This window comes from Fibrobacter sp. UWR4, assembly GCF_003149045.1.
Taxonomy (GTDB): Bacteria; Fibrobacterota; Fibrobacteria; order Fibrobacterales; family Fibrobacteraceae; genus Fibrobacter.
On the sequence record NZ_QGDU01000006.1, the window covers coordinates 18,133 to 36,061 of the forward strand.

The following is a 17,929-nucleotide window of genomic DNA, read 5'->3' on the forward strand; positions in this document are numbered from 1 at the left end:
AACTTTTGAGAGTACTTACTGGGGGTAGGCCACAATGTATTTTCCAAAGTTTTGCACACCATAACCCTTCCGTTCCATCCGATTCAGGCGATCACCCTTATTTTCCAGAAGATATACGGAACGACCATCCGCCAGATTCTCATTAAAGGTAAACTCATATTTGTCAAAACGATGGACATACAGGAATGCGCTGGGGAAATTGGTATAAGCCACCGTGGACAAATAGGAATTCAAATCCACCTGGCCATAAAAAAGTACACGAGTGTAATTCACGTTGGGATCCACATACAGTTTCGTTCCCGCAGGCATCTTGGACTGGGCAAAGGCTATGGCCTCCCCCACACCTTCGCAAAAATGTTCACCGATGCGATCCTTATAAGTGGTAAAGTATTCCCTTTCAAAATTTGCAAAGCAAAGCAGATAAGCCACAAGCGGAATCACAATGGTCCTAGGGTGAATAAAATTGAAGGTCAAGAGGATTCCCTGGGCGGCCATCATGATGGCCGGGATAAAGAAAAGATTCACACGATTCACATTCACATTAATAAGAATCCCGATCATAAAGCCTGCAATGAGCCAGACCATCAGGAAGAATGAAAGCCCTACACGTCGGGCAATCACATCACGGACTGCGTGATACATGTTCAACACAAGTCCCACAAATACAAAAGGCAAGGTGAAGGAATAAAACAGGCCGTGACCTTCCATATAGTTCCAGGGTAGTCCATCGGACTGATTTTTCAGAATGTTCCAGAAGTTCATGAAATTTTCCGGAATCTTCTCGAAGGAAATCTCACTATCGCGGAAATACACCAACTTGGGAATGCTCATGAAAGGCAGGCAAATTTCAGAAATCACATTCTTGTTCACCAGCAGGAATAAAAGCAAGGGCAAGGCAAGAGCCGCCAGCACCCCGAGGGAAATCCATGTATAGCGATTGTTGCCGATGGATTTTGTCCACAGGCCATAAGCCACGCTCATTAGAATTATAAAGGGAACTACCGCCCAGATGGTTGCGTAGGCATAAAGGGACAATCCATAAAATGCAGCCGCTGGAATAAGGAACTTCGGCTTAGACATTCCCTTCACGAAAAAGAACATCCCGAACAGAACAAAGCCAGGCGCCATGTTGGATTCCAGGGCCCAGCGGGAAAGCATCACATGCCATGGAGAAATAGCCAGCAAAAGCATGGCACCCACAGCAGTTTTCTCATTGTAAAAGCGACGGACCATAAAGTACACCGCCACCAGGGAGAGGAGGCCTACTAAAACCATGGGCAGCCGGATAGTCCACACATGAAGTCCAAAGACCGCAACAAACGGAATCATCAAGTAGGATTCCAGGGCATTCATACCGGAGCCCCATGCAGTCAGATACACCGGCAGGCGATAGCCATAGGAATCGGCGGCATGATGGAGCAACGTAAAGGCGTTGTATCCTGCGAAAGCTTCGTCCTGATTGATATCGCCTGGAACAGAGCCGAACATATAGAAGCGGGCATAGACGCCAAGAACCAGCACCAACCAGAAAACCGGACGGGTGCGGAGATTGCACTTCAGCCAGCCAGCGACTTGCAACAGGACGGGAACGACTTTCTGCATTCTTATTCCTTCTTTGTCACCACAATATTCAGCCAGTCCGCGTGATCGTAGGAATTGTCTCCATCAGGATCAGCCTTCAGGATAATCACAGGATGGCCAGCCACATTGGCGCTACCTCTTTGCGCGCCCTTATTGCCGTAGACCATACCGCTCTGCCACAAGGTTTCTCCATTAGGAGTTTCCACGCTAAACCTCACGGAACCGCCTCCACCGCTTTCATCATCGATGGCCACCACGAATTCCATGGACTCCGCATTTTCAGGAAGCTTGAAGAACAGCTCAGAAGCGGCATGGGTACCAATGCCCTTTTCAAACTGCTGTCCCTTTACCGTCAGGGTATTTCCATCTACAGAGCGGTTCATCCTGGGAGAGCCATACTGCTGAGTATAATGGTCCATACGCAAGTCTGTCAGGAAAAACTGATTGTCTTTCAGGTCCACCTTCAAGGGCATCAGTCCGGATATTTCGCTGGCAAGAATGGGCAGCAACAAAACGCCCATGGCAACGTAAGGAGTGAAGTGCGGGAACGGTACCGCCTTCAGCTTTTCAATAACGAAGGGGAACGCCTTAGGCGCAAAGTTGTTGACGATAGCCGCCGCAAATCCAACCACCGCGATTCCGGAAACCCAAGTCCAGAGATCCGCACCCTTGAAGCCGTTGATCATGGAAATATTCATGGCACAGACCGCTGTAATCAGGATGCACCACAACCAGGCCTTTTTCATGTGGAGAATCATCCACACGCAAACAAAAGGCACGGCATAAATCAGGTAACGTTCGTGCATGCCCGGCAACAGCAGGAAGAACGCAAACGCATTCCAGGAGGCCAGTTCAAAAGTCCTGCGCAGGGACTTTGCGAAGAAGGCACATTTCAGCACGTATGCAGAAACAATCACGAAAAGAATTTTTCCAAGCCAGGTAGGTGCCAGCAGGAAACCGATTCCATCGCCAGAAAGTCCAAGCAGAGGCAACGTATCCCTGCTGGTATTTCCCACCAGGAACATCCACAAGTTCGCAGCATTATAGGTAGAGTATGGATACTGTTCCGTAGTGTCCAGATAAGCGTGAGTCAGCATGCCGGACAAGTTACCCGCAAGCAGGAACGGCAGGAATACCAGCACAATGGCAATTGCCATCAGAGGGAGGCCGCGCCAGGATGTTTTGTAACGGCGTAGGAACAATCCTCCGAAAATAGGCAGCAGTAAAATCATCTGGAACTTGGCAAGCAATGCCAACGCAAAGAACATGGAGGCATACTTGATCTTGCTTCGGAAATGAATGCAGTACAAGGCCGCAATGCCAAACATGCAGGGGAACAAATCCACCTGCCCCCACACAGGTCCATCCAAAAGCAACGCCGGGTTCAAGGCCACAAAGGCAAGAGCCAGGTGGGCGTCGCGACTTTCCAGCTTAAAGCGGGCAACCATACGGCTCGCAAAATCCGTAAGGCCTACATGAGCAAAATACACCGGCCACAGGCAGAAGAACTTCAGCAGAGTTCCCTTCTCGATGGGGAGGTTAAACAGGTTATGAATCTGCGCCACCACCCAGAGCCAGAACACATACAGCGGCGGATAATTTCCATTAAAATGCTCAAGGCCATTGTTGGCCAGCTGTTTCACCCAGTTAGCCCAATAACCTTGGTCACCCGCAAAAGCGGACGCCTGAGTACAGAACAGATTTGCCAGAAGGCAAATGACGCCCCACATCAAAAAATATTTCGTAGCCTGCGACTTTTTCAAAATAAACCTAGACCTTGATTACACAAAAAATTTCTTCAGGACCAGAATCATATCTTCATGATCCTTCGCAGCCATCATTTCACGGATGCTATGCATGCTGAGCATGGGTTCACCAATATCCACTGTAGGAATTCCAAGGCTTGCGGAGATGGTAGGCCCCACCGTAGAACCGCAGGGCATATCGTTACGGGCGATAAACGTCTGGCAAGGCACTCCCGAATTTTTGCAGAGCAGCTTGAAGTTTGCGGAACTGACCACATCGCTGGCATAGCGTTTCTGGGAATTACTCTTGAGGACAACGCCACCGCCTAAAACAGGACCGTGGTTAGATTCGTGCTTCTGCGGGAAATTAGGATGAACCGCATGAGCCATATCGATGGACAATGCCAGAGATTCACCCAGTGCAGCAGACAGACCTGCAGTAGAGCCACATGCATCATTCCACACCTGTTCCAGGACTACCTGCAGGAAGTTTCCACCAGCACCTTCGCGAGTGACAGAACCCACTTCCTCGTTGTTCATAAAGGCAGCCACAATGAAATCATTTTCCAGCGATTTAGAAGCAAGCAGTGCTTCCGCAATGGCATGGCAGCTGCTCAAGTTGTCCAAGCGTCCGGAATAAATCCACTCGTCATTAAAGCCGCCCTTATTGGCCGCCTGACCATCAAAGAGCTGCACGTCAAAATCCAGAAGCTGTTCGTCTGTCCCCAGTTCAGCCTTGAGCACATCGACAAACTTCTTTTCACCCGCAGCACTCCAGAGCGCATCCAGGTCCGTCTGAGGATTGACCGTCAGGCCATCCTGGTTCACACCGCGGTTCAGATGAATCGCAAGTTGGGGAATCCTGAACAACTTCTGGCCACGGATCAGTTTCGTATGCACCTGGCCATTACGTTCAAAGGCCAGCATACCCGCATAGCCCAGGTCACGATCCAGCCAGCTGGTATAGAGCAGACCTCCATAAGTTTCCACATGAAGTTTATTCACGCCGGAACTTGCCTTGTCTGGATTGGGGGAAATTTTCAATGCCGGGAAATCCGTATGGGCCAAGGCAATACGGAACCTTGAATCCCGAGTCGCCTTTTTAGGGAAACGAACCGCAATCAACGCCCCATTACGTTCAAAAAGTTGGGCGTCACAGTCCAACAAAGCCTTCTTTAGGCAGTCTACAGTATGGTAGGGTGTTACGGAATGATCCAAAAAATCGAAAAATTTCATAAAGTCTCCGGCCTTTCGAACCCCAAAATAGAAATATGCAACAGTACAACGTTTTTCAACACCATTTTTAGGGGGCCTCCGTAAAAGTAAATAAATATTTATATATTTCTTACCATGGCATTTAAACCTCTAAAACGCATTAACTGGATGGAAATTTCCGGCCTCCTGGTCGGCGTGTTTCTTACCGTTGCCGTTATGGTGTTTGCCATCGTTCTTTACGCAAAGTTATTCTCCACCGGCATGATCGGCGTGGAAGAATATAGACTCCACAGTACCTTCGAAAAGGCATTCGGCCTCCGTCCGGGCACCCGTGTCCAGATTAGCGGTGTGGACATTGGCCAGATTGGCGAAGTGGAAGTGGAAGGCGACGGCGTTTTTATTGAATTTATTATCCGCAAGCAGTACCAGCCCTGGATTACAGATAGCGCCAAGGTGTTCGCCATCCGTGACCAGAACATGATTTCGGCCCGAGTCATCAACATTGATGTCCGTCGCGGGAAAGGCCGTATTCTGGAAGATGGAGACTTCCTTCCTCCTGGACAGGCTCAGGATATCGAAACCGTTCTTGAAACCGCAAACATCCTGCTGGGCCGTGTAAACACGCTGGTCGATGCAGCAGACTCCCTGCTGACCATGGCGATGGACACAGGTACCACCATCGGCGCCATGTTCGGTTCCCGCGCCCTTTACGACAACCTGAACCGCCAGCTGAACCGTATCGACGACATGACCTACGTAGGCAAGAGGGTTCTGTTCCAGACCGCAACCATCATGGACACCCTCCAGGTCCAGATGCCCATGCTGCTGGGCAAGGTGGACGTTATCACGGATGACGTAGGCGGTCTAGTCACAGAACTTAAGCCGCTCCCCCAGAAGGTGGACAACCTCATGGGCAATGTGGAAGGACTCATGGACAACGTCGGTGGCCTTATGGGCAAACTGGACGCATCCCTCGGAAAGGCTGACAATATGCTCAAGGAAGTGGGTGAACTTACTTCCGGTCTGGGCGACTTCATGGAAGCCACCGAACAGACTCTCCAGAGCGCAGACGACTTGATGAACGGACTCTCCAGCATGTGGATCATCCGCAGGTCCTTGCCTAACAAGGATTCCGTTCCCTTCATGGTGGAGACCCTATGGTAATCCGCCTACCCAAGATTAGCGTGCTCGCTATGGCAGCAACGATGGCTCTCTCCGCCACCACCGACGTGATGGCATCCGAGTCAGGCATTTTGTCTTACAGAGCGCAGAATTCCTTTAACGCAGGGAGATTCGCCCGTGGCTACGGCCAGCTGGAACGAGCCCTACTCGCCAGCCGCAAGGAAGCAGACCTTGTTTCCGAAGGCCGAGTGCTTCTCGCCATGGCTCAGATCCGTACCATGAGCCTTGATCTTGACCTGGCGGATTCCCTGGTCGCCACAGTCCGCGAAGACATTCTGGACAAGAGCACCAAGGTCCTCCTGGGTAAAGTGAAGATGTCCATCGCCAACGAAAGAGGCAACTACAAGGATGCCGCCAGCATCTGTTCCTCCTTCGACAAGGATGTCATTTCCAAGGCGGAGGAATCCACCCAGGCAGCATTCTACGGCGAATGCGCCATTGCCCAGGCAGCCACTCACAAGGATGCCGAAGAATCCCTGAAGATGGCAGGCAAGCGATCCGACAAGAGTGGCGGTTTCTACGCATTTACTGCAGCCCGCGTTGCAGAACTGAACGGCAATGCGAACGAAGCGGATTCCCTGTACAAGGTTGCAGAAAAGAAAGCCATTGAAGGCAACAAGCCCTACAATACCGCAACCATTCTCTACATCCGTTCCAACCTGAAGACCACCTCCAAGGACGAAGCGGAAGACTTGAAGATGCGTTGCAAGAATGCATTCGACCTTATGGGGCTACCCAACAACGCCAAGCGCTGCGCTGAATAATTTCTTCTATCATTTTGAGACAAAAAAAGCCTTCCCGTTGGGAAGGCTTTAAAAATGTCCGTGTTTTTATTTTGCGGCAGAAGAGTCCGTTACAGCAGCCGCCACAGTATCCGCAGGAACTGAATCGACCTTCAGCGAATCCACGACTGTAGAATCCTTGGCTTCTTCCTTAGGTTCGTCTTCCTTTTTCATGGCCAGCAACTGATTGTACACAATCGCAGGATGAATTTTTCCATCGGCCATGCCATCAATCAGATACTTTACCTTTTGGAAATTTTCGTCCTTGTCATAGTCGGGAATCAGGCCGCGATATCCAAGGAGTCGAAGCACCTTTGTACAAAAACCTGTACGGAACTTCTTGAAGCGAGGCTGCATCACGTCGTTCAGCAAGGCTTCCAGGGCAACTTCCGTCTGCATGGTATCCAATTCAAAACTGCGATAGATGGTACGGATGTGATCCGGAATGGTTGTATCCGGACTATCGAAATAAGGACGCATCACCTCAGCAGCAGCCTTCCTATCAGGATAAGGTCCCTTTGCCAAACGAAGGGCATAATAGAGAGCCAGGCGCCACTGTTCCGGATATATGCGGGTCGCTCTACGCAGCACCACGAAATCGGAAGTATCAGGAGCGTCAATGGCGGATACGCCACCTACAAAATAGTAGGGGGTGTAGAAAAGACTATCCAGTTCCGTAGACAGATTTGCCACATGACCCAGATAGCCATATTCCTTTCCCGACAGGAAACTTTCACCTAATTCGGTCAAGCCCTTGATCCAGAACAATCCAGCCACTGCGGCATCATTACCTGCAGCAATGTAGCGAACAGAAGAAGCCTTCGGCAAAAATGATTCGTCAAAGTTTGTGCTAGGCAGAGGTTTTGCATTACGGAAAGCCACAGCCACAATGGCCACGGCAACAGCAAGTACTGCAATATAGAGCCAAGACTTCATTCGACGTCCTTTTTACCTTAGATTCGGCAAGCTTCTGCCAGACGTTCCAGAGCGTCAACGCATTCAGTTGCAAATGCTTCCGGCTTACCGCTACGCTGGTAAGCGAAGTTCAGACCGCTGGAGCTGTTCAGCACATGGAACTGACGCTTGCCGCCACCATTCTTGATTGCGGTAAGAACAGTCTTGGCGTCACCGCCCTGACCGCCCGGAACACCGGGAATGGACACACCTGGAATCAGGAAGGGAATTTCATGCTGGTGGGCAACGCAGTAGGCAGTAATCTTTTCCAGTTCTTCCGGATGGGTAGCGCCAACCACCGCACCGAAGAAGCCCTTGTCGCCATCCCATTCAAAGATCTTGTCGGCAACCTTGTAGAAGGCTTCGTTTACGTCGCGGGGATCGTCACTACCAATGACCTGCATGTCCTGGAAGTCATGAGCACCCTTGTTGCTGGTACGGAGCAGCACGTAGGCACCGTTCTCGGAATTTTCGCGAAGGAAAGGATTCACGGAATCAGAACCCATCCAGGGAGAAACGGTCACCACGTCAGCCTTGTAGACATCGAATGCGGCAACGGCATAGGCGGCGCTGGACTTACCGATATCGCCACGCTTTGCATCCAGAATCACGGGAATGCCTGCGCTGCGGTAATCCGCAATGAGCTGCTGAAGAACAAGCATAGCCTGCACGCTGACGCATTCATAGTAAGCGCTGTTAGGCTTTACCACGGCAGGCATCACATTACGCTTCAGGCAGCATTCCAGCAATTCGGAATAGAAACGCTTGATCTTATCTTCGGCAGTGCCATCGGGGCAGCAAGGGTCAATGAGTTTCAGGACAGGGTCCATTCCCATGCAGACCGGGTTGCCACACTTTGCAATGCGCTGTTCTAGACGATCATGAAAATTCATCATTGCCTCCGATTACTTCAGTTCGTCCTGAATCAGGGCGGCTTCGTAAGAAAGGATACCGTGAGCCACAGCGACGTTCAGGGATTCCAGATCGCTACTCATAGGAATCTTGACGGTTTCATCGGCAAGTTCAATGAAATAGGGATTGGTACCGGCACCTTCGTTACCCACGAGGAAGGCCATCTTGCGGAGCTTGTGAGCAGGGATTTCGCGAAGGCTCTGCTTTGCATGCAGGTCAGTAGCGATAATGGTATAGCCCTTGCTACGGAGGAAGTTGATCTGGTCAATCAGATCCACATCAAATTCGAAGGGTACGCGGAGGAAAGTACCCGATGAACCACGAACAACCTTGGGATTGAAGGGGCTCACGGTACCACGACCGAGAATCATACCAGCGGAATTGAAACCAAGGCTGGTACGGAAGAGGGTACCCAGATTACCCGGATCCTGCACGGCGTCCACGAGAGTGAGGATGCTGCGGCTAGCTTCGTAAGCAGGCTTCTTGCTAGCAATACGAGCTACAGCGATCACGCCCTGAGTTGCAACCGTAGAGGAAAGCTGCTTCATCTGGGATTCAGTCAAAACGTTCAGACGGATTTCAGCTTCGTTAATGGCTTCCATCAAGGTTTCATCTTCGAAGCCTTCAACAGCATAAACACCAATCACCAATTCGCGATGATGGGACACCAGTTCATGAACGACATGGATGCCTTCACCAATAAAGCGGCCTTCACGTTCACGGCCCTTTTCGGTAGTGAGGGCAAGAAGCTTTCTGAACCAAGGCGGATTGGAAACTGCATCGTTGTTTGCTTCCGCCTGGGCTACGCGTGCTTCCAGTGCGGTTTCATCTAGTACTTCTTCAACGTTTTCCACCTGCTGTTCTTCAGGACGCTGACGGTAGACAGGAGCACCTGCCTGAGCAAATTCACGACGGGGGCGACGATCACCGAAGGGCTTGCGATCACCACGGAAGGGACGATCGCCGAAGCTACGGGGACGACGGTCACGGTTAAAGGGACGGTCAGAGCGTTCGCCGCCTTCACGGTTAAAGCCTTCGCCATCACGACGGTCAGAACGTTCACCACGGAAACGATCTTCACGGAAAGGACGGTCATCACGACGACCAAAGGGCTTTCGATCACCGAAGGACTTACGGTCGCCAAAAGATTTGCGTTCGCCGCGTTCGCCATCGGCACGAGGATCACGGCGGTCAGTAGCAACGCTAACGCCGAACTTACGGTTCAATGTGGACTTTACAGTGCGCTTTTCGTTATTTTCTTCGCTCATAGTTTTCCCATTATTGGATCTTTTCCAAGATCTGCTTGGCGACGGATTCACCGTCAATTTTCAAGAGTTTATAGAGAGCAGGTATCTCGCCCTGTTCCACAAAGTTGTCAGGAAGTCCGAAGCGGATAAGGCGTTTATCCGTAATTCCGAAATCCATCAGCATTTCGCCGATAGCCGAGCCGAAGCCACCCACCAGTGTGTTGTCTTCCAAAGTCACAATCACCTTGTGGCTTTCAAAGAGCTTGCGGTAGCATTCGGGATCAAGAGGCTTGATCAAACGGGCGTCCACCAACGTGGGGTCGTATCCGTTTTCGGAGAGAACCTGGACCGTCTTCTTCAGTTCATTTGTCATGAAGCCCGCTCCAAGGAGCAGGATGTCCTTACCCTGGCGAAGGACCTTGGGAAGCTTCGGATCGAAGGTTCCAGTGGGTTCTTCCAGCTTTTCAGCCAGAGCGGTTCCGCGGGGATAGCGGATAGCCACAGGCCCTTCCATACCGATAGAAGCCTGGATCATATCCCTCAGTTCATTTTCGTTAGACGGAGCCATGATGGTAAGACCCGGCACCGTTCTAAGGAAAGACAAGTCAAAAGAGCCATGATGAGTAGGACCGTCTGCACCCACAAGGCCTGCACGGTCAAGAACCATCACTACGTGCAGATTCTGCAAAGCGATATCGTGCAAAATCTGGTCGTAAGCTCTCTGCATAAAGGACGAATAAATTGCAACCACAGGGACGATGCCATCACAGGCAAGACCTGCAGCAAAAGTCAGGGCATGCTCTTCGGCGATACCTACGTCGATCACCTGGTTGGGCAATTCCTTCGCAACAATATCAAGACCGCAACCAGTAGGCATAGCGGCAGTAATACCCAGCACGCGTCTGTCCTTACGTGCGATTTCCAGCAAGGTCTTACCGAACACGCTGGTCAAGGACGGCTTTACGCTACCAGGAGCAAGAGGCAGGCCACTTTCAGGATCAAAGGGGCTGCAACCATGGAACTTGGTCGGGTTCGCAACAGCTGCCGGAAGGCCACGACCCTTTTCCGTAAGGATATGGATCAGGCAAGGCCCCGGCTGTTCCTTGACGCGTTTCATCAGGAGGATCAATTCCTTGATGTCATGACCGTCCACAGGACCAAAGTAACGGATGCCCATGTCCTCGAAGAACTGGCCGGGCTTTACAGCGGTCTTGGCAGCACTTTCCACCTGCAGGAACAAGTCGCGGAAACGTGAACCCAGAATACCCGGAAGACGCTTCATCAGGCGGTCCAGGTCCGTACGCATCTTGTTGTACACCGGGTCGGAAATGACTCGGTTCAAATACTTGCTGAAGCCACCTACGTTAGGCGCAATGCTCATCTTGTTGTCGTTCAAGATGATGGTCATATTCTGCTTGGAAAGACCCGCATTGTTCAAGGCTTCGTATGCCATACCGCCAGTCATGGAACCATCACCGATGACGGCAACCACGTTGTTGTTCTTCTTCAGCTGGTTACGAGCAACAGCAAAGCCCAAGGCAGCAGAGATAGACGTGGTAGCATGACCTGCGCCAAAGCAGTCGTATTCACTTTCATGGCGTTTCAGGAAGCCCGAAATACCGTTCTGCTGGCGCAGTGTGGAGAAACGGTCAAAGCGTCCGGTCAGAAGCTTGTGTACGTAGGCCTGGTGGCCCACATCCCAAACAATCTTGTCCTCGGGAGCATTGAACACATAATGAAGAGCAAGAGTCAACTCAACCACACCAAGACTGGAAGCGAGGTGACCGCCGTGCTTAGATACCTGACCAATGATGGTCTCGCGGATCTGGGCAGCAAGACGATACAGTTCTTCCAGAGAAAGATGCTTGATGTCCTGGGGAGACTTGATGTCTTTAAGGTCCATTATTTAACCCTAGTAATGATAAATGCAGCAATGGAGCGAAGAATCTTGGTATCGCACTTCAGGGCGTCCAGAGCGCGAATGGAATCTTCGTACAGCTTACGGGCGCATTCGCGGGACTTTTCCAGGCCCACCAAGGCAGGATAGGTAGCCTTACCGCGTTCTACGTCGGAACCCACATCCTTACCCAGTTCCTCGGTAGTAGAAACGATATCCAGGATATCGTCCACAATCTGGAAGGCAAGGCCAATGGAGCGGCCGTAATCGCGAATGGTCTTAATATCTTCTTCGGAAGCATTTGCCAGGCGTGCGCCTACTTCAAGAGAAGCTTCAATGAGGGCGGCAGTCTTGTGATAGTGGATATAGTCCACCAGTTCCAGGTCCACCTTCTTGCCTTCGCTTTCGATGTCGATCATTTCGCCACCGATCATGCCATAAGTACCGAGCAGGTGAGCAAGGATTTCAAGAGCCTTGGCGTTGCCCGTCTTGCCCATCAGTTCAAAGGCAAGAATGCATAGGGCGTCACCAGCCATCACAGCAGTGGCTTCGCCGAACTGCTTATGGTTCGTGGGCTTGCCGCGACGGAAGTCGTCGTTGTCGATGCAGGGCAGGTCATCGTGGATCAGGGAGAAGGTATGGAGCATTTCCAACGCGCTCATGGCGTAATCCACAGAATTACCCTTTCCGTTAAACATATCGAATGCGGCACGGACCAGAGCCGGGCGCAAACGCTTGCCACCGGCAAACATGGAATAGCGCATCGCCTCGTGGAGGCGTTCAGGCCTATCCGTTACCGGAGGGAGAAATTCGTCAAATTTTGCTTCCGCTTCCTTAGAGATGCGGGACAGATAATCTAGGGCAAGAGCCGCTTCTTTTTCAAGAGATTCCATATAGACCAAAGATACTTAAAAAAGAGCCCCTAATAAAGGGGCTCAAAGCTTATAATACCCTTATAAGGGCTCAAAAAACAGGATTTTCTCTTAGAACAGGGCGCCGTGGATTTTCACATCATCAATGGAAATTTCACTGCCGGCGGCAAAGAAGAAATGAAGCTGGCGGACCTGCGTCTTGACGCCATCCCATGCCTCGTCACAGGCCCATTTTTCGGAGCTATTCACGCACAGGTTAGAGGGTTTCACCACCATTCTGGTCCACACGCTATCCACCTTCATCCATTCGGAAGCGGCCTTGGCATTCTTGGAGTAGGACTCCCAATTTTCCAGGGCGACACGAACATTGCCATTCCCCTTCGCAAAGAACTCGATGGAGTCAATAGCGGTAAAGTTCTTTAGTTCTTCCAGCTTGCTGCCCAGAAGAGCCCAAGCATACGGATCCTTGGCTAGTTCATATTTTGTGCTGAACACCTTGGATTCGCGGCTTTCATCTGCCATCAGATGATCAGCCAACAAATGCTTCGCATCCACCTTTCCATTAACGAACTTGAAGGTAGAACCCTTGTACAAGGTATCCACATCCATATACCACAGCGGGCTATTCTCTTCAAAGTCAAACAGAAGCCTTGACGGATTCAAGCAAGCCGCCCCTTCCTTAGGTGACTTCACGGACCATTCTACAAACGGCTCGCTGCTATCGGCATGAACGAAATACAGGTCCAGAGTTTCACCCGCAGGAACAGCAGGTAGCACATAGGCTCCCAGGGAATTCGTCTTCACCAGGATGTCAAATCCGTAAGCGCCCACCCAGGCATAGGTTTCTTCACTATTCAAGGTCACCTTGCTTGCGACAGAAGAGGAAACGCTCAGTTTTAGAGTGTCGATTACAGACAAACTATCTGCATCGTAGATCTTGGAGAAGGAATTGTTACCAGCAAGGACAGTCAGTCGATAGCGTCCGGAGCTAGGCCATTCCATGGTAAACTTACCTTCGGCATCTGTACGCAAGTCGGCCTTTACCAGGCTGTTCTGCAACACGAACTTTTCGGCCTTGTAATCACTCTCGCGGAGAGCCACCGCAGCATAGGCAGCAACAGAACCATCTTCCTGAAGGACGACCACCTTCTTCACCGTATCCACAGGAGTTTCTACAGTATCCTTATCTTCCGGCTTGGTCGTATCGGCAGGAATTTCCGGCATCTCCTTGTAGTTCTCATAAACGAATTCCGTGGGAGAGAAGAACGCAGACTTGGATTCCAGAACGTCTTCCAGAGATTCATTTACGAAATACAGCTGGAGAGAGTCGTTCGCCGGCAGGGCAGGAATGACAAACACGCCATTCTCGTCTGCGGGAACGATAATGTCTGTTCCATAGACGCCGACCCACACGGTCTCGGATCCCTTAGGAACGTCCAGTTCACCCTGCATTACAGCAGTAGGAACCAGGTCCACAGATTCAAGAGTTTCCTTGCTGGATGCATCCACCACCTTAGTGAAGGCATGACCGTTATAGGAGATTGTCAAACGGAAAGAGCCGTCTTTGGGAATCTTCAGCTTAAAGTCACCCTGGTCATCGGTATAGGTATCTGCAACGACCACGTCGTTTTCAGCCTGAGTTGCGAGAGCCATGTGATCAAGCGCGCGAAGGGATACACTTGCAAAAGGAGCAGGCGCACCATCCACATTTGCACGACCATTCGTCGTAATGCTACCAGGTCCACCGGCAACATTCGTCTCGGAACAACCAATAAAGGCCGACGCGAGAGTCAAAAGGAAAAGTAATCTTTTCATTTTTTCTTCTCCTGCAAAGGCTTTACAAAGGCCAACGGGAACAATTGAATATTGAGTTGGAACACTGTGTTATCTCCAGAACCATCCTGGGATAAACGTAGTAAATCGGAACGGAATTCGTTAATCTTTTCACGGATTAACTGGATATCATCCATATTAAAAGTCATGGTCACCGTGCTAATATCACGGAGATGAGGGGCATGACGCTCCAGGGACTCACCAGCCAGGGCAATAGTATCCTTCTGGAACTGACGGACGGCGGCAGAGCGCCAGTTTCCGCCGGTACTTACGAAAGTGTCATTCACTTTCCAGTAGCCGTCCCTGTCTTCAGAAATCATGTTCAGTTCATGCAAGAGCTGAACAGCGGCGCGAGCCTCTTCCACCGTAATCTGGGGAGTGCAGCATTCCGCCAGGCCTTCGTAGTCATCCTTGAACTTGCAGATGCCGATAACGGAACGAATCGCGTTGTAGTACCAATGGCGATAGAATTCCAGCTCCTTCTTCGCCAACAGCTTAAGGGATACACCCTTCAGGGCCTGCATGCGTTCGTAATGCTGCAAGGCTTCCGCATCCGTCTTTGCACGACCGAAATAAACCATTTCAGTCCAGTAGGCGGCTTCCTTTTCATCCAGTTCAAAAAATTCAGCAGCAGGCTGAATAAGGCCAGTCGACAAATGAATCTTACCCTGAGACACGCGAAGCAGGTTGCCGGGGTCGGCACCCATCTTCATAGCCATATAACGCCAGGAGATTACAGTCTTGCGCTGTTTAAAATCATCAAAAGCGTCTCTCAGCCATTCGCGGTAGTCAGTATATTCAAATATCGGTTTCATAAACAAAAAGATACATAGACACCTTGGAAATTCCTACAGGCATCCATTATTCTCCGTTGTGGAACTTTACAACGATATTCAACTGAGAATCGCAGGTGGCGGACCACTTACATTCCGGATTCTTTTGGAGGCTTTCATCCTCGCAAATCCCTTTAAATTCAAGGATTTCAGCCGTTTCTGCAGATTTCCCATAGACAACCCGATACTCCAGTTCTTCTACAGGGGAAGCCTGCACCGCCGGTTCGCCCATAAGCCGACCTGTGAGTCTTATCACACAGGCGTCCTTGTTAGGCAGTTCATCCTCGTTTTGTCCGGGAACAACAAACCAGTGGAGCTGCAAGGGACGGAACTCCACCGGCTGAACCTTTTTGGCGCATCCCGCCAAAAGGCAAATAAATGTCAGAAAAAGAAATGGATAGAGGACCTTTCTCATTTCAACGGATTGCGCTTGAATGTAGCGCTAGTGACACGGTTCCTACCGCCTTCCTTAGAAGCGTAGAGAGCCTTGTCAGCGCGTTCAAACAGACGCTTCGGGTCTTCGCCCGCGATCATTTCGGCAATACCGAAGGAGCAGGTTACCTGCTGCTGCTTGATCAGCGGAGTACTTTCAATAGCCATTCTCAACTTTTCTGCCAAGAACTGTGCATTCTGGATGGGGGTATCACCACACAGAATCACGAATTCTTCGCCACCCCAGCGAACCAGGGCATCCGTATTACGAATCTTGCTCTGGATAAGCTTGGTCAGGTTCACCAGCACTTCATCACCCACATTGTGGCCATAAGCGTCGTTGATCTTCTTGAAGTGGTCGATGTCCAAAATCACGAAGGAGACAGGGCTGTCATTCTTGCTCAGGTTTTCCTGTTCGCGGAGAAGCACGCTGCTGAAGCCAGCTCGGTTAAGGCAGCCCGTCAGCGGGTCTTCCTTGCTGGACTTTTCATATTCGGACTTTTCAATTTCCAGAGCCAGCAAGTTCTTTTCCAGTTCTTCACGCTTCTTCTTGTTTGCAGCACGTTCACGGCTATAGTCAAAGAAGCGGATCACAAGGATAATCAAGAAGGTCACAAACCACATGACCACCAGAGAGGTCACCAGGTTGTCCCAGGAAATGGTTTTACCCTTAAAGCGTACGCCCTTGATTTCCAAGGTACCATAACCATAAGCGGCATTCGTTCCCGTCTGGATTTCAATCAGGGGGACATTGCTCAGGTCGACACGGGCCTGATGGACGTTAATATTGTTCTGGGCGACCCACCAGCCTGCCAGACGGAATTCCTGGGGGACAAAGATCGCAGGATAGGATTCTTCCAGGGGGAAGAATTCAATTTCGTTATACTTCCAGCTGCCTTCGTCACCCGCACGGGAGAACGAGCTATCGAAGCCACGAAGGTACAGACGGACGGAGCCTTCACCGCGGGGCTTGACCCACACGAAAATACTGTCGTACTTGGAAAGGTCCCAACCACGGGACTTGCCATCGCCCAGATAGATTTTCACACTGGCATACGGATATGCATATCCTTCACGCAGTTCATAGTCCAAGACCACAGAGGAGTCGGTCTTATTCAGCACGACTACAGAGGAACCGCCATCAGCGGAGTCACCCACCACCTTCACATAGGGGTAGTCGGACAACATGATGTCCCTACTTTCGTTCAGGCCGTGCTTATAGGCCAAGAGTGCGATGACCGTAATGGCCAACAGCGCGAAAATAAGGATGTTCATCCTAAACAGTACGTAAAGTTTTTCAATAACCCTAGACATATTTTTCCTGCAATCGCAAAAAAATCCAACAACCCTAATATAAAAATTTGATGCGCTAACGGCTCATCCACTTGCCCAGACGACCTACAATGGGGCGTATAGTATTGGCCAGGTCCACCTGGGAACGTTCCGTAGGATGTCCATGGAGCCCCTCATTGGTAGTATGCACCTCCAAGAACTCCAAATCCTGGTGTCCTTGGGCAATTTCGGCATCATAAACGGACTTTACAGTAGGAGTCAAATCGTCATTTGGCCAAATTTTGGTAGAAACAAGCAAGAATTTCACACCCGGATGCTTAGAACGCAAGTCATTTATCATTTTTGCATAGGCTTTTTTGAATTCTTGCTTATCTCCGTAGGGAGGATTCCCCTGAAAATCGTTAATTCCAACGAACATCACCACCACCTGCGGATGGAAACTGTCAAAATTCCAGAGAAGGGAGGACTCATCAGACGTTTTAGTCACATCCCCCGGAGCAAAACCGGGGGCCGTATAGTTATACAGGCGCGGAATTTTCCATTCCGGCACAATATTGTCGTAATTTCTCACAAGGCCACGGCCGCTAAAGGCGTTAATCTGGAAATCAGCCTTGAATCCATCCGCCAGCAGGAAGGCGTAACTTTTGGAAGAGTTGGTTGTTTCGAACACATGATCTTCCTGGTCGGCCACATTTCCCTCACAGCCATACCCTACAGTAAAGGAGTCCCCAATGAACTCAATTCGACGATTGGTGAACTTGGGCGCATCCATCAGCTTGCCCTTCTTATCCGTAGAAATGCCATGGAGAATGACTCCCCCCGGATTACTTTCGCTAATCTTGATCAGACGATAAAGATGGGTTTTGCCATCCCCAGCCACCTTTACATGTTCCACGGACTTGCCGTCAGTTACAAAAATTGCGAGCTGTTTACCATCCTGATCCACTCGCCAACGAGCGTGTCCTTCCAATTCAAAATCCAAAGAACTGGCCACAGCATTGAACTGGACCATTGCCGCAGGGGCAGATGTACGACTAAAGGAAGATGTGTGGTCCCAACGACCACTGAAAAGGAAGTGGCTAGAATCCAAACCCATGGAAGCCTCCGCGCACACTGCGCCCAGTGCCATTACGGCGAAAAATCTCAAAAAA

At 50.5% G+C, this 17,929-nt stretch carries 15 protein-coding genes; 2 read left to right on the forward strand and 13 right to left on the reverse strand.

Annotated elements, in window-relative coordinates; all coding sequences use genetic code 11:
* Window positions 1-15: 15 nt before the first annotated feature.
* The 3 genes from BGX12_RS03595 to BGX12_RS03605 are packed head-to-tail and all read right to left on the reverse strand — an operon-like array spanning window position 16 to window position 4,562.
* The gene (locus tag BGX12_RS03595; RefSeq protein ID WP_109734724.1) at window positions 16-1,602 is read right to left on the reverse strand and encodes a glycosyltransferase family 39 protein; all 1,587 of its coding nucleotides are present in this window, start codon (window positions 1,600-1,602) and stop codon (window positions 16-18) included.
* 2 nt (window positions 1,603-1,604) lie between these two features.
* Entirely contained in the window at window positions 1,605-3,311 is a 1,707-nt protein-coding gene (locus BGX12_RS03600) for an NPCBM/NEW2 domain-containing protein (protein ID WP_233246235.1), read from the reverse strand.
* A 51-nt stretch (window positions 3,312-3,362) separates the two neighbouring features.
* Entirely contained in the window at window positions 3,363-4,562 is a 1,200-nt protein-coding gene (locus BGX12_RS03605) for a M18 family aminopeptidase (protein WP_109734726.1), read from the reverse strand.
* Between the two features lie 114 nt (window positions 4,563-4,676).
* On the opposite strand from BGX12_RS03605, the gene BGX12_RS03610 reads away from it, so the two are divergent.
* A complete protein-coding gene (locus BGX12_RS03610; RefSeq protein WP_109734727.1) occupies window positions 4,677-5,705 on the forward strand; it encodes an MlaD family protein in 1,029 nt (342 codons plus the stop codon).
* Window positions 5,699-6,487 carry a hypothetical protein gene (locus BGX12_RS03615; protein ID WP_109734728.1) on the forward strand — a complete coding sequence of 263 codons (789 nt, stop codon included), beginning with the start codon at window positions 5,699-5,701 and terminating at the stop codon, window positions 6,485-6,487. The genes BGX12_RS03610 and BGX12_RS03615 overlap by 7 nt, the downstream gene beginning before the upstream one ends.
* Window positions 6,488-6,553: 66 nt before the next feature.
* On the opposite strand, the gene BGX12_RS03620 is transcribed toward BGX12_RS03615, so the two are convergent.
* From BGX12_RS03620 to BGX12_RS03665, 10 genes are all read right to left on the reverse strand, one after another.
* Window positions 6,554-7,441 carry a hypothetical protein gene (locus BGX12_RS03620; RefSeq protein ID WP_109734729.1) on the reverse strand — a complete coding sequence of 296 codons (888 nt, stop codon included), beginning with the start codon at window positions 7,439-7,441 and terminating at the stop codon, window positions 6,554-6,556.
* Window positions 7,442-7,458: 17 nt separating this feature from the next.
* The gene (pyrF, locus tag BGX12_RS03625) at window positions 7,459-8,355 is read right to left on the reverse strand and encodes an orotidine-5'-phosphate decarboxylase (RefSeq protein ID WP_109734730.1); all 897 of its coding nucleotides are present in this window, start codon (window positions 8,353-8,355) and stop codon (window positions 7,459-7,461) included.
* A gap of 9 nt (window positions 8,356-8,364) precedes the next feature.
* Entirely contained in the window at window positions 8,365-9,639 is a 1,275-nt protein-coding gene (locus BGX12_RS03630; RefSeq protein WP_109734731.1) for an RNA methyltransferase, read from the reverse strand.
* 10 nt (window positions 9,640-9,649) lie between these two features.
* Window positions 9,650-11,521, reverse strand: a complete 1,872-nt coding sequence (gene dxs, locus BGX12_RS03635; RefSeq protein ID WP_109734732.1) for a 1-deoxy-D-xylulose-5-phosphate synthase — start codon at window positions 11,519-11,521, stop codon at window positions 9,650-9,652.
* Window positions 11,521-12,408 carry a polyprenyl synthetase family protein gene (locus BGX12_RS03640; RefSeq protein ID WP_109734733.1) on the reverse strand — a complete coding sequence of 296 codons (888 nt, stop codon included), beginning with the start codon at window positions 12,406-12,408 and terminating at the stop codon, window positions 11,521-11,523. Before BGX12_RS03640 ends, dxs begins: the two co-directional genes overlap by 1 nt.
* Before the next feature lie 90 nt (window positions 12,409-12,498).
* Window positions 12,499-14,202, reverse strand: coding sequence for a hypothetical protein (locus BGX12_RS03645; RefSeq protein WP_109734734.1), 1,704 nt, complete (start codon window positions 14,200-14,202; stop codon window positions 12,499-12,501).
* Complete coding sequence (locus BGX12_RS03650; RefSeq protein WP_109734735.1) at window positions 14,199-15,035, reverse strand: TIGR02147 family protein; 837 nt, start codon at window positions 15,033-15,035, stop codon at window positions 14,199-14,201. The genes BGX12_RS03645 and BGX12_RS03650 overlap by 4 nt, the downstream gene beginning before the upstream one ends.
* Before the next feature lie 46 nt (window positions 15,036-15,081).
* Window positions 15,082-15,420 carry a hypothetical protein gene (locus BGX12_RS03655; protein WP_146196234.1) on the reverse strand — a complete coding sequence of 113 codons (339 nt, stop codon included), beginning with the start codon at window positions 15,418-15,420 and terminating at the stop codon, window positions 15,082-15,084.
* A 44-nt stretch (window positions 15,421-15,464) separates the two neighbouring features.
* Window positions 15,465-16,760 carry a GGDEF domain-containing protein gene (locus BGX12_RS03660; protein ID WP_233246236.1) on the reverse strand — a complete coding sequence of 432 codons (1,296 nt, stop codon included), beginning with the start codon at window positions 16,758-16,760 and terminating at the stop codon, window positions 15,465-15,467.
* 94 nt (window positions 16,761-16,854) lie between these two features.
* On the reverse strand, window positions 16,855-17,874 hold the full coding sequence (locus BGX12_RS03665) for a GDSL-type esterase/lipase family protein (protein WP_233246237.1): 1,020 nt from the start codon (window positions 17,872-17,874) through the stop codon (window positions 16,855-16,857).
* Between the last annotated feature and the right edge of the window lie 55 nt (window positions 17,875-17,929).